This window comes from Corynebacterium sp. HMSC08C04 (genome assembly GCF_001807495.1).
GTDB lineage: Bacteria > Actinomycetota > Actinomycetes > Mycobacteriales > Mycobacteriaceae > Corynebacterium > Corynebacterium simulans.
Window position 1 is genome coordinate 143,743 of record NZ_KV789226.1, and the last position, 14,014, is coordinate 157,756.

General features: G+C 56.2%; 11 protein-coding genes and 2 pseudogenes. 6 read left to right on the top strand and 7 right to left on the bottom strand.

What is annotated here, in order from left to right; genetic code table 11:
- Position 1: 1 nt before the first annotated feature.
- Positions 2–1,348 carry a YjiH family protein gene (locus tag HMPREF3169_RS09040; RefSeq protein ID WP_061921843.1) on the bottom strand — a complete coding sequence of 449 codons (1,347 nt, stop codon included), beginning with the start codon at positions 1,346–1,348 and terminating at the stop codon, positions 2–4.
- 134 nt (positions 1,349–1,482) lie between these two features.
- Here HMPREF3169_RS09040 and HMPREF3169_RS09045 point away from each other — a divergent pair, with 134 nt between their 5' ends.
- From HMPREF3169_RS09045 to HMPREF3169_RS09060, 4 genes and pseudogenes are all read left to right on the top strand, one after another.
- The gene (locus tag HMPREF3169_RS09045) at positions 1,483–1,896 is read left to right on the top strand and encodes a (deoxy)nucleoside triphosphate pyrophosphohydrolase (protein ID WP_061921839.1); all 414 of its coding nucleotides are present in this window, start codon (positions 1,483–1,485) and stop codon (positions 1,894–1,896) included.
- 52 nt (positions 1,897–1,948) lie between these two features.
- Positions 1,949–2,203: pseudogene (locus HMPREF3169_RS09050) on the top strand (NUDIX domain-containing protein); the annotation flags it as partial.
- Between the two features lie 530 nt (positions 2,204–2,733).
- Positions 2,734–3,771 (top strand): DNA cytosine methyltransferase, encoded by a 1,038-nt coding sequence (locus HMPREF3169_RS09055; RefSeq protein ID WP_061921833.1) that lies wholly within the window; start codon positions 2,734–2,736, stop codon positions 3,769–3,771.
- Between the two features lie 10 nt (positions 3,772–3,781).
- Positions 3,782–4,702 carry a NaeI family type II restriction endonuclease gene (locus tag HMPREF3169_RS09060; protein WP_062035412.1) on the top strand — a complete coding sequence of 307 codons (921 nt, stop codon included), beginning with the start codon at positions 3,782–3,784 and terminating at the stop codon, positions 4,700–4,702.
- A 4-nt stretch (positions 4,703–4,706) separates the two neighbouring features.
- Here HMPREF3169_RS09060 and HMPREF3169_RS13010 read toward each other — a convergent pair whose 3' ends face one another.
- From HMPREF3169_RS13010 to HMPREF3169_RS09080, 3 genes and pseudogenes are all read right to left on the bottom strand, one after another.
- Positions 4,707–5,375 carry a hypothetical protein gene (locus HMPREF3169_RS13010; protein WP_141744854.1) on the bottom strand — a complete coding sequence of 223 codons (669 nt, stop codon included), beginning with the start codon at positions 5,373–5,375 and terminating at the stop codon, positions 4,707–4,709.
- A 242-nt stretch (positions 5,376–5,617) separates the two neighbouring features.
- Positions 5,618–7,420, bottom strand: a pseudogene (locus HMPREF3169_RS09075) (FAD-binding and (Fe-S)-binding domain-containing protein); the annotation flags it as partial.
- A 133-nt stretch (positions 7,421–7,553) separates the two neighbouring features.
- On the bottom strand, positions 7,554–8,837 hold the full coding sequence (locus HMPREF3169_RS09080; RefSeq protein WP_082778585.1) for an MFS transporter: 1,284 nt from the start codon (positions 8,835–8,837) through the stop codon (positions 7,554–7,556).
- A gap of 142 nt (positions 8,838–8,979) precedes the next feature.
- On the opposite strand from HMPREF3169_RS09080, the gene HMPREF3169_RS12805 reads away from it, so the two are divergent.
- Complete coding sequence (locus HMPREF3169_RS12805) at positions 8,980–9,552, top strand: hypothetical protein (RefSeq protein ID WP_246815057.1); 573 nt, start codon at positions 8,980–8,982, stop codon at positions 9,550–9,552.
- Here HMPREF3169_RS12805 and HMPREF3169_RS09090 read toward each other — a convergent pair.
- The 3 genes from HMPREF3169_RS09090 to HMPREF3169_RS09100 are packed head-to-tail and all read right to left on the bottom strand — an operon-like array spanning position 9,507 to position 13,005.
- Entirely contained in the window at positions 9,507–10,424 is a 918-nt protein-coding gene (locus tag HMPREF3169_RS09090) for an ECF transporter S component (protein ID WP_141744855.1), read from the bottom strand. The genes HMPREF3169_RS12805 and HMPREF3169_RS09090 overlap by 46 nt on opposite strands.
- Positions 10,414–11,250 (bottom strand): hypothetical protein, encoded by an 837-nt coding sequence (locus tag HMPREF3169_RS09095; protein ID WP_062035418.1) that lies wholly within the window; start codon positions 11,248–11,250, stop codon positions 10,414–10,416. The genes HMPREF3169_RS09090 and HMPREF3169_RS09095 overlap by 11 nt, the downstream gene beginning before the upstream one ends.
- Before the next feature lie 60 nt (positions 11,251–11,310).
- Positions 11,311–13,005 (bottom strand): carboxylesterase/lipase family protein, encoded by a 1,695-nt coding sequence (locus HMPREF3169_RS09100; protein ID WP_070456211.1) that lies wholly within the window; start codon positions 13,003–13,005, stop codon positions 11,311–11,313.
- A gap of 186 nt (positions 13,006–13,191) precedes the next feature.
- Between HMPREF3169_RS09100 and HMPREF3169_RS09105 the strand changes: the two genes are divergently transcribed.
- The gene (locus HMPREF3169_RS09105; RefSeq protein ID WP_246815622.1) at positions 13,192–13,959 is read left to right on the top strand and encodes a hypothetical protein; all 768 of its coding nucleotides are present in this window, start codon (positions 13,192–13,194) and stop codon (positions 13,957–13,959) included.
- Positions 13,960–14,014 lie beyond the last annotated feature (55 nt).

Below are 14,014 nucleotides of genomic sequence, written 5' to 3' on the forward strand. Positions count from 1 at the left end.
ATCAAAACAGCAGGTGGGCAATCGGGGTGGCGATAAGAATGGTCAGCGCGACACGCTCAAACCAAATGATGACCAAGTGAGTCAGCTTCACCGGAATCTTGGTTGCCAGGATGCACGGCACCAATGCGGAGAAGAAAATAATGGCAGAGACTGCCACCACGCCGATGACGAACTTGAGCACCATGCTGTCGCTGCCTGCCACTGCGGTGGCGGGCAGGAACATCTCCGCAATTCCCATGGCCGCGCCCTTGCCCGCTAGTACCGGCTCCGGAAGCCGCGCTACCCACGCAAATGGGTAGAACAGGTAGCCAATCCACTCGAAGATGGGCGTAAAGCGCGCAAGCAGCAGTCCGATGAGACCCACCGACATAATGGACGGCACGATTGCTGCCGCCATGCGCACACCATCGCGCAGGTTCTCCCAGATGGACTCCCACAACGACGGTGCGCGTTGTAGCGCCAACATCGCCTCGCGCCACGCGTTTTTGATGCGCGAGCCTTCCACCGGCTTTTCCGGATCTGGGTGCGCGTCCGCAAAATACTCGTCTGGAATGGTGCGCAGCGGCGGAATCCGCACGGTAATGGCGGTAACCACAAAAGTCACGATGAGCGTGACGATGAAGTATGTGCCCCATACCTTCATCAAGTCGAGCTGCTTGGCCACGATGACCATGAAGGCCGCAGAGACCGTCGAAAAGCCGGTGGCAATAATCGCTGCCTCACGCCCGGTGTATCCGCCCTTTTGGTAGACGCGGTCCGTGACCAAAATTCCCAGTGAATATGAGCCCACGAACGAGGCCACTGCATCAATAGCAGAGCGTCCCGGCGTCTTCCACAACGGTCGCATGATGGGCTGCATGAGCACGCCGACGAACTCCAGCAGGCCAAAGCCAATGAGAAACGCTAGGAACGCACCACCAATAGGCACGATGAGGCCTACCGGAATGGCAATCGAGTTCCACAGGAACGGCACCAAGTCCTCGTCACCGAGCACCCACGGCAGCGCGTCGATGACCATAAGAAACGAGATCACCGCACCGACAACATTGAGCACCGCAAAGACTGCCTGAAGCGCGCTTTCTTTAAATGCGCCGGTAATAAAACTCCGCACCGTTCCGTACACGGCCAAGGCAAAGATAATCCACGGCACCGCCGCCGGAATCCCCTCACGCACCATGGTGACCATGTGGTCCAAAGGAATAGAGCGCTTATCCTGATACGTCACCGGCAGGAAGAATACGAATGCGCCAATCGCGCTATATAAAAAGAGTTTCCACCGTCCCCCAGGCTGCGGAATTTCCCCGTCATGACTCTGGTGGGAGGAGTAAACCGATTCGGTAGAAGTCACAGTAAAACCGTCCCCTCAAGCTTGCATACAAAATTCAAGCCCGCGCGACAGCCTTTACGCGAACATTGGGAATATGTTAGCTAAGTTACAGACTGCTGTCTACACGTTTTCGAGATCCAAGGCACAATAGAGTCATGTCTAAACCCATTCGCGTTGTGGGCGCCGTCTTCGTCGATGAAGAACGCACACAGCTTTTAGCCTTCCGCAAGAAGCCCGGCACTTCCCTTGCTGGCATGTGGGAATTTCCCGGCGGCAAGATCGAACCCGGCGAAACACCAGAGCAAGCACTCGCGCGCGAACTTAAGGAAGAACTCGGCATTTCAGCCACCGTCGGTGAAAAGGTAACGACAACCGTTCACCATTACGATTTCGCCACCATCGAGCTCACCACCTTTTACTGCACCACCACCGCCTCCCTGCTAGCCGACGACCTCAGCCTCACCGACCACGACGATACGAAATGGGTTACCTCCACAGAGGCCGCGCATCTTACTTGGGCTCCCGCAGATATCCCTGCGGTAGAAGCTATTGCTTCTAGTCACAGCTAAGAAAGGAATCCACCCGCGGACTTGACCAACTAGATAGGCCCCCGAGCAAGCCCTCGCCCGTGAGCTTCACGAAGAGCTCGGTATCGAAGCCACCATCGGCGAGAAGGTCACCACCACCGTGCACGAGTACAAGTTCGCCACCATCGAGCTGACTACTTTTCGCTGCACCACCGAGGCCAACCTGACAACCGAAGGCCTCGCCCTCACCGACCACGACGCTACCCACTGGGTCACCCCAGACAAAGCCCAAGAACTAGAGTGGGCGCCGACCGACATTCCGAGCCTTAAACTCTTAGGCCTGGGATAACGAAACTCCGGTATGTGTCAGACTCCAGCATTTGCTGTATCTTAATTCCAGCTTCAAAGACTTCCATCTGGTGCTCAATCATGTATTCAACAATCGAATAAGTAGTTTTTCCACCATTGGTCGCGTTTCCTGGATATCCTGGGCGTGCAGTTAATAAGTCGTAGTATTTTCGCTCGACTCCATTAACATTACGGAATTTCGTGTCCTCTTCACCTGGCTCAATTTCAGGGTGGACGGCGCATCTACGCAGTAGACTCGAGAGCTTTTCCATTTCCGAACGCGGCGACGTGTTCGGCCACCCATACTTGATCCCGATCGCAGCCACTACCAAGATCTCATCTCGATGCCAGGGCACTCGCGTCGTTTTCATGCAATTACACCTCTTAAGGGAACAAGCGTTCGTAAAATTATATGGAATGTCCGCCAACTCGCTATGCTCTCAACAGAGAATCAACACAGACACTTTATTAATCAAACCATTATCACACGATGATTGTTTACGTTTTCACGCTCAGAAAGGAACCGGCTCGATGGCTACCTCACGCCTCCACTCATTCGAGATTTGCGCTGGCGCTGGCGGCCAGGCTTTGGGCTTAGAACAGGCAGGTTTCCATCACGCAGCGGTCGTCGAAATCGATAATTGGGCCGCTGAAACTCTCCGCCAGAACCGCGGAACTGAAGGACCTCTTGGAAAATGGAATGTCCATGAAATGGACGTCCATAACCTGGATGGTAGGCCATGGAGAGGGAAAATCGACCTATTTGCTGGCGGAGTTCCATGCCCTCCTTTTTCAATAGCAGGTAAGCAACTTGGCGCCGACGATGAACGCGACCTCTTTCCACAGGCGCTACGTCTGATCAACGAAATTGATCCACGTGCTGTGCTTCTAGAAAACGTTAAAGGGCTCGGTCAAAAACGGTTTGACTCCTACCGAGATCAAATAATCGATCAGCTTGAAGAAATGGGGTACACCGCCTTTTGGAAACTTCTCCAAGCAGCTGATTATGGAGTGCCGCAGCTTCGACCAAGGTTCATCCTTGTCGCTTTAAAGGACGAATTTGCCAACTATTTTGCCTGGCCGAAAGTAGTTAAATCACACATGCCGGTGGGAACAGCACTTCTCCCGCTAATGGCAGAAAATGGTTGGCCTGGAGCTGAAGCTTGGGCTCGAAACGCAAACACAGTGGGCCCGACTCTTGTGGGCGGAAGCAAAAAACATGGTGGCCCAGATGTAGGGCCAACGCGTGCTCGAGAAGCCTGGAAGAAACTCGGAATTAAGGGCTCCTCTATCGCCGAATCACCGCCAGCTGCTGATTTCACAACAGACCCCGAACAAGAAATGCCGCGTTTGACGGTACGAATGGGTGGTGTCATCCAAGGTTTCCCCGAAGACTGGAAGTGGGCCGGTGGGAAAACCGCACAATGGCGGCAGGTTGGCAATGCCTTTCCTCCGCCGGTGGCCAAGGCACTCGGCGAACGCATAAAGTTCGCGCTGCGAAAGAAACCAATTCCGAAGTCTCTAGAACCTGCAACACCAACCCGTGTCAACCAGCTGAGTCTGATTTAAAATTGGCAAGGTGATTGCCAAGATTCAACCTGACACGATTTCTATACAGCTAGCGGCTGCATTCAAAGAGCAAGACCCCACGGGAGAACGCCTCGGACGTGTCTTCCGCGAGTCTTTCGACCAGATTTATGATGGTCAACATACTGGACGTTTCGCCATTAGCCAGCTCAGTAAGACCGAATCTGCTCACCTCGGCTCAATAGTCGAAATCAACATTCGCCGAGAATTCGACGGCTTTATCGGCGACGGTGAGGTGATGGATTTCGACATCGAGGGCTTCGAAGTTGACTGCAAGTACTCGAAACAGAAGTTTGGCTGGATGATCCCTATCGAGGCTCTCGGGCATCATGGAATGCTTTGCCATGCCGACGATGAGCAGGGAACTTTTCGAGTGGGATTCGCTTTTCTCGATTACTCAATTCTGACTAGAGGCAGCAATCGCGACGGCAAGCGCTCGATTTCCGCCGCTGGTCGCAGCGCAATTCAATGGCTTTTCCTAGACGAAGCTTTTCCGCCGAACACCCTCCTACAACTCAGCGAGGACGACCGAGCAAAGATTTTCTCTTCAAGTTCCGGAGCTCAGCGCCTCAATGAATTGTTCAGAATTGCTCAAGGCATCATAGTCCCACGTGGCATCATCGCCACTGTCGCGCAGCAAAAGGACTATATGAAGCGTATTCGATACAACGGAGGCTCTCGTTCTGCTCTACAGCCTGAGGGGATCGTGATCCTTGGAGATTACCTCAAGCACCAGAAAATTGCCGCCGAATTAGGCCTGCCAATCCCCAAAGACGGTGATTCACTATCAACGCGATTAGTTAAGTGTGAGAAAAGCTTCGAGGGCTCTAAAACCTATATCGATGATTCTTACTGGCGAATTGCAACACCAACCGATGCAGTCGAACCAGCCCCGACACTCCCATTCAAGTAGACGTCTAAACTCCGGTCCTGATGTAGTGACGCCCATTGAATCGATTTACGATCCGCGACTCAACATTAACCAGCCCCAACAGCGCAGCAGTCAGAGCTTCTGTCCCTAGCCAAGCATTCACTACGGTTTGAGAAATACTCAAATCTACGGGGGACTCAGCTTCTTCTAGCGCCTCTGGACTAATTGTTCGAGCACCATTCAGCTTTTTCCCATGCATCACCTTGGACACTGCTTCACTTTCGTATGCAGATTTCACGATTTCCATGACTTCTTCATACGGAGCGTGACCATACTGCTCCTGCCAATACTTAAACTCATTTTGGAAAAGCGGAAAATACAAATTCAGATGTAAAACGCCTTTACCCGTTCCACCATTATTAGTTCTGAACCTTTCGTTTGGTTCGAACCTCGCTGCGAGGAACCGAACCTCGAATGGAAAATCGTCATCCCATGAAACCTTTGAGATGCCATCGGATTTCGCTCGACGCACACCGGTTTTGTCCCCATCAATAGATTCTGACAGAACGGCCGTGTCGCCTTGTCCTCCAGTTGCTTCGTTTGAGCCACTATGAGTCTCGGAATCTTCACCACGCGGCCTGCTACCGCCTAATGACTCGGGAGACCCTGTTGAAGAAATTAATGCACTTTTCGTCCATGCGCTCTTACACGCCATTCCGCGAAAGCACGTTTAAGTCTTCCCAGGTGGCACAGCACCATCCATGGATGCGTTGCGACGGCCAGGATCGCCGCGGCCCGCACAAGCCATACGGCTACCCTGCGCCGCGGTACTAACCGCGAACTTGTACAAGAACTAGTGGACAACAACCAGCGCTAGTACAAAACAGCCAGCGGCCAGTCTTCCCTACTTTGTGGCGGAAGCCCCGGCCGATGTTGTGGTTTTTATCGGGCGCCTGCTTAGTTGTAGTAACTGGCCTTGCCGATGATGCCGTGGACGATTTCAGCGATGTGTTGGGCGTTTGTGCCGGTGCCCTGTTCGATCTGAGTGCGGCAAGAAAAGCCATCAGCGATGACAACCTTGCCTTCCGTGGCTGCCTTCTTCACCTTCGGGAATAGTTCGCGCTCCCCCAGCGCCATGGACACTTCAGCGTGGCCTTTCTCAAAGCCCCAGTTGCCGGCCAGGCCGCAGCAGCCGGTAGCGATCTGTTCCTCGTTGATGCCCAATGCCCGCAGCACGGCAGCGGAATGTTGCGGATCGCCTAATGACTTTTCGTGGCAGTGCACCTGTGTCAACGCGGAGACATCGCCCGGCGCGATGACGCCGGCGGCGACGAATTGCTCAAGGCGCTTGGCAATAAACTCGCTAAACGAGTGGGTGTTGCGCGCCAGGTTTTTAATCACTGCGCCGTATGTCGGGTCGTCGCAAAGCTCAGCGGCTTCATGTTGCAGCATCACGGTGCACGAGGGCTCCACGCCAATCACAGGCAGCCCGCGGTCCAGGTAGGGCTTCATCACCTTGACCGTCTGCCGCAGCACGCGCTTTACCATGTCGAGCTGCCCAGTCGAGTGCCAGGTCAAACCACAGCACACAAACTCCTGCGGTATGACCACCGTGTACCCGAGCGCTTCGAGCACCTCCACCGTGGCCGTCGCGGGTGAAGTACCCAGAGAGGAATTGAAAGAATCCGGCCACAACACCACGGTGCGTTCCCCCGGTGGCAATGGTGGAACTGGAGCGGCCGAAGAAACTGCCTCATCGCTACTTTCCGTGCTTCGGTTTACCGCGGCGTCGCCAAGCACGGGCACCGGCTCATGCTCTTTGTGCCACTTGCGCAGCGAGGTATGCGCGAAGTGGATGAGCGGACGGCCAGCATCCAACCCGGAGACTTTCGCTATAAGCGGCGCCAGTCGCGGCGCAGACATCACCTTATCCAACAGCGTGGGCACCACCGGAATCTTGTGCGCCACGTAGCCCAAAAGCGGCAGCCAGCCCATCACATAATGCGCACCCGGACGCAACTTGCCCTTGTAGTGGTTGTGCAGGAACTCCGCCTTGTACGTCGCCATGTCCACGTTCACCGGGCATTCGGAAACGCACGCCTTGCAGGACAAGCACAGGTCGAGAGCTTCCTCAACCTCTTTGGAACCGAAGCCGTCCTTGATGGACTCGCCACGGAACATCTCACTGAACATGCGGGCACGGCCGCGGGTCGAGTGCATCTCGTCGCCGGTAATCTGGGAGGACGGGCACATCGAGCCTGTCTCACTGCGGCACGCGGATACACCCACGCACCTATTGATGGCGTTGACCAGCGAGCCCTTGTCCTTGCCCAACTTGTGCACCGGCGTGAGCTCAAAGCGTCGCTGCCCCGGCGCCATGCGCAGCCCCTCAGTCACTGCCTCCGGCTTTACTAGAACGCCCGGGTTAAAGAAATTCTCCGGATCGAAAATCTCCTTGAACTGTTCGAATCGCTCGCGCATCTCCTGCGAGTACATGCGGTCCAGCAACGCCGAGCGTGCGCGGCCATCGCCGTGCTCGCCCGAGAGCGAACCACCGTGGGCCGAGACCAACTCCGCTGCCTCATTCATGAAGGATTCGAACTGCGCGATGCCCTCATCCGTGCCGAAGTCGAAGGAGATACGCACGTGCACGCAGCCCTTACCGAAGTGACCAAATGGAATACCGCGCAGCTCATGCTTTGCCATCAAAGCGTACAAATCCCGCAAATAGGCCGCCCGCTTGCTCCTGGCCCACCTTGGAGCGCAGCGCCTCCAACAGGCCGCCGCCCATGCCCTCGATTGTTACCACGTCCGGCATGCGAAGCTTCGCCGCTGCCGCCGCCCTTCTCGACGCACGAGTCGAGGAAATCTGGGACGCTCACACTGGCGAGTTTTAAAGGCGCTTCTTCTTGCGCAGCGGGATTCGGCGGACGATAGCGCGGCGTTCTTGGAGAGTCTCACGGCCGCACAGCCAAGCCACGAGCCCCATGGCGGCCACGCCCGCGCATACCGCGAAGGCTTTGGCGAAGCCGAAGTAGTCCGCCAGGCCGCCAACCACGATGGGACCAAGAATCTGGCCAAAGTCACCGGCCATCTGGAAGGTGGAAAGCACCTGACCGCCGGAGCGCTTGTTGCCCACGACGTCGCCAATAGCGGCAGTCTGCGCCGGATTGATAAGCCCGGAGGCGACGCCGGCAAAAGCCGAGACAATGAGCAGCGTCGGGATGGTATCGGCCAAGCCCATAAGCCCCACGAACACGCCCGTGCCCACCAATCCGATGAGGATCATAGGACGACGGCCGTAGATATCGGCCCACCTGCCAGAAAATTGCAGCACCACAGCGTTTCCCGCAGCGAATACAGCTAGAGCAAAGCCGGAGGCAGCGGCGCCGTTATGAAAGACCGAGGCGGCAAACAACGGCAGCACGGAAACTCGCACGCCCATGTTGATCCAGCCCTGCGCAAAGTTTGAGGTCAACACCGCCCGATACGCGGTATCGTGCCATGCCTCGCTGAGCTTCATCGGCGGCAGCGCCGCGCCCGCAGAACCATCGCGCGAAAGCGAAGGCATGAGAACCCAGACCACAACCGCCGCAAGCGCGACGCCCGCGCCATAAAGCACGAAAGGCCACCTAAAGCCCATAAACGCGAGGCTGGCGCCAAGCAGCGGGCCGATGATATTGCCAAGCAGGAAGGCCGTGGCATAGGTTGCAGAACACTTGCCGCGGATAGTCGGCGGCGAAAGCTTCACGATAAGCCCCATGGCAGAGACCGTGAACATCGTGGAACCGATACCCGCCAGGGCGCGAAAGAGCACGATGTGCCAATACTCCTGGGCCACCGCTACGAGCGCCGTGGTAATCGCCACCGTAAATAGGCCCGTCAGATAGACCCAGCGCGAGCCAAACTTGTCCACGAGCTTGCCCGCACCGGGCGCAAAGATGAGACGGCTGGCGGAGAAAATCGAGACCACCATGCCCGCGGCGGCCATGGATACATCGAAGCTCACCACGAACTGTGGAAGCAGCGGCGCGATGATGCCGTAGCCCAAGGCGATAATGAAGGCCGCCGAGACCATAATCCAAATTTCACGGGGGATCTTTGGCACTGCTTGCGGTTTGGGCTCACCGGCACTTAATTCATCTGCTGCAATAGCTGCTTTTTCATTGTGGGGCATAGCAACATTTACCTTAACCCGCTTGGCAAACCGGCAGCTAAGGATGGAAATGACACTAGAAATAGTTTAGAAAAATCCCAATTCGAACAAATTTTCGCACAATTTTCTTTTCATGTCAGCTACACCAATTAGGTTGTGCGCCATGAAGAACTTCAAGAACTCCCCTGCTTCCACAAACACCTGTTTCGGCATCCGCCACGCCGCAAGCCGGCGTGCACGCACTACCCATAGCCATTCGCATGTGTCCGAGCGCCTCCGCGCCGGCGAGATAGCCGCTGACATCCTCTTCCATGAAACAGAAACGCTCAACGCTCTAAACGGGATAGTGCGCCATCCACGCTCGCTGGCGCGGCCCACGCCAACATGGCGGCCACCATTAAAGGAGCTTCCGGCAGTAGCAGGCTTTCCGGCACTAACCATGGCAATAACGCGCCATCGTGTGGGCGAGCGCGCCCGCGCACGAGTCTTGGGCTATGGCGAAGACCGAGTGCCCGCGTATCTCGTCTCAGTACGAATTACTGATTCGACAGGAGCCTCTGTTACCCCGGAGCTTGCCGAAGCATGGGTGCGTGCAATGGTGCCGCCGGAGCTAGCAAACGCTGTCCACGAGCTAACCAATGCCGAAGCGCAGCGGTTCGTGTGGCTGGTTGACAGTGCCTACCTTCCGGTTCACTCTCCAGTCTCACTCTTCGCAGGCTTTAGCCAGGCAGCATAGCGGCTGATACCACGGTCCATATAGCGCAAACCGCGGCGAATGCCATCGCCGTGCCCAAGGTTTTCGCTATTTTCACGGAAGACGCTATCCGCAATTGCTGCGTTTCCGGGATAGACGGCATAGGACCGCAAGCCGGCAGGGGCAAAACGGATGAGGAGACACGCCGCAACGACCGTGAAGGCCTTGTCAATGGAATCAGAGGTAAGCGCCTGGCAGATAATGGCCAAGCGGTCATTTCCAGTTACCATCTGGTAGAAGTTCAACAGGCCTTCACGCCCGATATCGCCTTCCCCACCGAGCGAATAGATCGTGGGATAGACGACAAGCATGCCGGACAAGCATCCGGCCAGCAGGCCAATCACGATGGTGGTTGCCACGTAACGGAACATGCGCCGTTGCGCCAGCGCACCGAAGATATACCCTACGAACATGGACACAGGGATAAAGGCTAAAGGATGCGCAGCATAACTAGCGCTCAGCACAGAAGCGCCGAGGCCTGTAGCCATACCCAAGGTAGGCCCATACAAAATGGCAACCACGATAGTGCCCAAAGTATCGAAATAAAAGGGGATGTTCGTTCCTACCACCAAAGAGCCAATAAGCATATTCAGCGCCATCCCCATCACGGGGTTGAACATCATATAGCGCGGAAATAGCCCGTACCTAGAAAGTAATAGGCCCGCAGTTGCAACCAAGCCCAACGCCCAAATGGTGATGGTCAAAGGGCTCGAGAAGGTATAGGTTATCTCCCGGAACTGCGGGGATGTCGACATAGACCACGCGCCTGCGGCAACCAGCACCGAGAAGAGGACGCTTAGTTGACGCCAGCGATTGCGGAAGAGGCCCGATACGGCGCCCAGTTTAGAGCTCATCCTCGTCATCGTAGTCATCGATGACATCATCATCTTCATCATCTAGCGCTTCATCCTCATCGTCGTCAGCGCCGAAGATGTCGTAGACGTCGGGCTCCTCAAACTGTGCATCGTCGAAGGAAACCAACTGACACTCCCAGTCCAGAGCTTGATCGGAGACCAAGCTCAGCACATCAAAGAGGCGATCGAAGTCAGTGTAGGTACCAAGCTCCAAGGCCTCGGCCGGGACTTCAATGATTGGGGCGGAATCGTGAGCCTCGCCGACCTCAAACAATGCAAGACGCTGCTCCTCGCTCAAGTCATCGTCCTCGTCCTGCTCCCACAGCTCGTTGATGGCTTCATCCTCGAGCTCGTCATACTCTTCCTCGTCAAAGTCGAATGCCAAGAAACGCACGATGGCAGAGGGCACGCCATCGACAGTCTCTACGAGCACGCGCAGCTCAGAGTCGTTAGCCACCTCAGCCACGACGAGGTTCGGGTTGAACTCATCCTGCATAAACTCAAGGTCCGCAATGCGTTCATCGGTGCCTTCCAGCAGGTCCCGCAAAACCGTCACTACCTGATCGGTAGCGATGTGCTTTGCCACAGCCTCAACTGCATCATCCACGGAGAAGGCCACCGAGACCAGGACGGCCTCAAAGTCTTCATCGTCTTCATCCACATCCGCTGCCGCAATGTAGACATTCGCGGCAGGCAGGATTGGGTCAATTTCCACTAGTTGAATCTCAAGATCCGAAGTAATGGGCACAAACATCACGTCATCATTGACGCGGGACTCAATTCCCTCAGCGTCCAACGCAGAAGCGATATCTTCAAAAAAGCTCATCAGTGCAATCCATCCATGTGGCAGTTGGTCACCATGGCTATCACCAAGGCTCCTCAAAGCCTACCCGTTATCCTGCCGCCGTGTTTCTAAACCAAGCGCAGCCAAAAGCTCGGGTCGACCGCTTCCCCACTCGAGCATGTGATAGTTCTGCCATGCCTGGCGACGCCGCTCGAAGGGCGCAACCACGACCTGCGGCTCCGAGTCAAAAATCATGGTCTTGCGCTGGCTTGGCTCATAGCGCGGCCAGTTCTCGTTTGGCCGGCCAGTATGGATGAAAGAGGACCACTGCGACTGCATGAGTTGGGTCATGTCATCCATCAGGGCACTATCACCCATGCGGGTCAGTGCGGAGACCCGGGAAGCGCCAGGATCGCCGAAGACATTGGACAGCTCCATCGAGTGCATCGCTCCTAGCCCAAGCCACTTCAACGCCGCTGGCGCAAAATCGAAGCGATACATCCAGGTCTCGTGCTCCCGCGAGTGCGCATCGGCAACTCGTACGGTGGGCGCCCAGAACAGGGCGTCGGTAAGCAGGTGCGCAAAATCCTGCCGAGCAACTGCCCCGCCATAGGCCTCCACCACCGCTGGGGCGTTGACCTCGTCGAAGGAAGCAAGCAGGCGCAACGCGGCGCGCCGGCGCGCACTCTGACGCTGGTAGAGAAACTTGCCAAAGCTCGCCTCGTCCGAGTTCGTCCCCACCAAAAGCGGTACATCGGCTTGTTTGCCTTGGGCGAAAGCCTCCAACGGATGCAAAGGAATCAGATCGTCATCCACCGTGGGCGCGTAGCAGGAATTCAAGTGGAAAAGCTCGCCCGCACGCCACATCATCGATTGGCCGGCGCGCACTATGTCGCCGAATTCAGCCTCGCGCAAATCATCCACGCTGGCCGCGCGCGGCAAGGCCATACGGTTGACCAACTCGCGCGCCCAGAACGTTGATTGCGCCCGCGAATGCAGCATGCCAATCGGCGGCGACTGCGCAATCGCACGATGAAACAGCCCGTGCGCACGCGGCACCGTCATCAGTGTCAACACCGCTGCGCCACCGGCAGATTCACCCATCAAGGTGATGTTGCCATCATCTCCGCCGAAAGCGGCGATATTTTCCTTAACCCACTGCAAGGCCAGGAGCTGATCCGATACCGCTGGATTGGCCGAGCACTCGCCTCCCAGGCTGCGCAGATCCAAATAGCCCAGCGCCCCCAAACGGAAGTTGATGGAAACGTAGACCACGTTCATCTGCGCAGCCAGTTCGAATCCACGCAGCATAAGCATGTGCGAGGAGCCAACGATGAAACTGCCGCCATGGATGTAGACCACCACCGGCAGCTTTTCGTCGTTGTCTGGGCGAACGACGTCGAGATGCAAGCAATCCTCTCCGCCCGCGACGCGATCTTGCCAAGAATAGATAGGCTGCGGGGCTACTGGACCAAAGTCATAGCACTCGCGTACGCCTTCCCAACTGGGAGCTTTCTCGGCAGCACGAAAACGCTGGGCGCCGCTGGTATCGGCGCCGAATGGAATGCCCCTCCAAGAGCGCACGGGCGCGGAAATTGGGCGATCTGTACGGAGATCTTCTTCCCTCGTGCCACGTACCCAGCCAGATGAAGTCCGTACCGTCAGCTCGTCTTCCCACACGTTGGCTGCGGCCTCCGCCGCAGCGCGCGCACGACGATGCGCATCCGCTGCATGCATGCGGGCAGCGGCGGAACTAGTTTCACGGGGTACATCCCCGAAGCTCCCCTCAGCTTTCATACTTCTAAGACTAGAAAAGTTTCTGTCATTTAGACGAGTTTGGATACTTAAAAAAGTTCTCGACCAACGCTATCGCTAAATCCACAGCAAGCGCTCAGGAAAAAGCAGAGACACTTCGCTACGGTGGTTTTACAACAGGCAACCAAATACCGGTTGTCATAAACAGTTTTAGAGGTGATTTAGAAGATGAGCATTTTAGATAAGGCAAAAGGCGCAATTGAAAAGAGGGTTTCTAACAACGCGACGGGCCCGGCAAATCCCACCAACTCCGACAATGTTTATGAGATCACCCCGGAGGAAGCCAACCGCGTCACCAACGCGCTTTTAGATGGCCTAGACAAAGCAGTCGCAGCGCAGTCTGGTGTTATCAAGAAATACGTTGATGGCCTTCGCAAACGCAATCCGGAGTCAAGCCCAGCACAAATCCAAGCAATCCTCGATAAGCACTTGCTTAACCTAGTCTCTGGCACTGGTGCTGCTGCCGGTGCTTCCGCCGCAGTTCCGGGTGTAGGCACCATCGCCGGCATCGCTGCTATCGCGGCAGAATCCGTGGTTTTCCTGGAAGCTACCTCCTGGTACGTATTGTCTTCTGCTTACCTGCGCGGTGACAACATCGAAGACGAAGAACGGCGCCGTGCCCTGGTTCTGCTGGTGCTGACCGGTTCTAAGGGCAGCGCCTTGGTTGACACCTTGGTCGGCGACATGGGCACCGTCAAGGGCGTTACTTCCGCAGCCACCCTGTCGCGCTTTACCGGCCCAACCCTAAGCGGTCTCAACGGCCGTCTCACCAAGCTTTTTGCCAAGCAGGTAACCAAGCGCCTGAAATGGGCATGGGTCTCCAAGCTGATGCCAATGGGCATCGGTGCAGTGCTCGGCACTTCTGCCAACCGGAAACTTGCCAAGAAGGTAATTGAGCATGCTGGCGAGCAACTTTCGCCTTTGCCCACCTCATAAGGGGCGCTTTCACCCCTGACCTAGTGAGCAAAACAACTCGGAACGTATCATGGTT

Coding starts and splice junctions, on each gene's coding strand:
- HMPREF3169_RS09090 (WP_141744855.1), bottom strand. CDS start 10,424: ATGAGCTCTAAACTGGGCGCCGTATCGGGCCTCTTCCGCAATCGCTGG.
- HMPREF3169_RS09080 (WP_082778585.1), bottom strand. CDS start 8,837: ATGCCCCACAATGAAAAAGCAGCTATTGCAGCAGATGAATTAAGTGCC.
- HMPREF3169_RS09105 (WP_246815622.1), top strand. CDS start 13,192: ATGAGCATTTTAGATAAGGCAAAAGGCGCAATTGAAAAGAGGGTTTCT.
- HMPREF3169_RS09055 (WP_061921833.1), top strand. CDS start 2,734: ATGGCTACCTCACGCCTCCACTCATTCGAGATTTGCGCTGGCGCTGGC.
- HMPREF3169_RS13010 (WP_141744854.1), bottom strand. CDS start 5,375: ATGGCGTGTAAGAGCGCATGGACGAAAAGTGCATTAATTTCTTCAACA.
- HMPREF3169_RS09045 (WP_061921839.1), top strand. CDS start 1,483: ATGTCTAAACCCATTCGCGTTGTGGGCGCCGTCTTCGTCGATGAAGAA.
- HMPREF3169_RS12805 (WP_246815057.1), top strand. CDS start 8,980: ATGAAGAACTTCAAGAACTCCCCTGCTTCCACAAACACCTGTTTCGGC.
- HMPREF3169_RS09100 (WP_070456211.1), bottom strand. CDS start 13,005: ATGAAAGCTGAGGGGAGCTTCGGGGATGTACCCCGTGAAACTAGTTCC.
- HMPREF3169_RS09095 (WP_062035418.1), bottom strand. CDS start 11,250: ATGAGCTTTTTTGAAGATATCGCTTCTGCGTTGGACGCTGAGGGAATT.